The sequence below is a fragment of the Pseudoflavonifractor phocaeensis genome (genome assembly GCF_016901735.1).
GTDB lineage: Bacteria > Bacillota > Clostridia > Oscillospirales > Oscillospiraceae > Pseudoflavonifractor_A.
In genome coordinates this window covers 1-564 of sequence record NZ_JACLZC010000187.1, presented here as the reverse complement: position 1 = coordinate 564, position 564 = coordinate 1, and the positions used below count along the sequence as shown (strand labels likewise).

Annotated in this window: 1 protein-coding gene; it reads left to right on the top strand. The window is 51.2% G+C overall.

Annotated elements, in window-relative coordinates; genetic code table 11:
- The coding region (rhuM, locus tag H7U37_RS15185; RefSeq protein ID WP_204876997.1) for a RhuM family protein at positions 1 to 564 on the top strand (564 nt) is incomplete at both ends.

Below are 564 nucleotides of genomic sequence, written 5' to 3'. Positions count from 1 at the left end.
CCAAGCATCTGAAAAACATTTTTGAATCCGGCGAACTGAGCGAGGATTCAGTTGTTTCCAAAATGGAAACAACTGCGGCGGACGGAAAACGGTATCAGACCAACTATTACAATCTGGATGCTATTATCGCTGTGGGGTATCGGGTGAACTCCAAAAAGGCGACCATGTTCCGCATTTGGGCGAACCGGGTGTTAAAAGAGTTCATCATCAAAGGTTATGTGATGGATGACGCACGGCTGCGGGAGCCGGAGAACTTTTTCGGCAAGGATTATTTCGAGGAACAGCTGGAGCGTATCCGGGACATCCGGGCCAGCGAGAGAAGATTTTACCAGAAAATCACGGACATCTATTCCCAGTGCAGCGCCGACTACGATGTGGAAAGCCCCATCACAAAGGAGTTTTTTGCCACGGTGCAGAACAAGCTCCACTATGCGGTCACCCATCATACCGCCGCTGAGATCGTATATGGCCGTGCCGACAGCACCAAGCCCAACATGGGGCTGACCACATGGAAAAACGCCCCCAAAGGCCGCATCCGTAAATCGGATGTCACCGTTGCCAAAA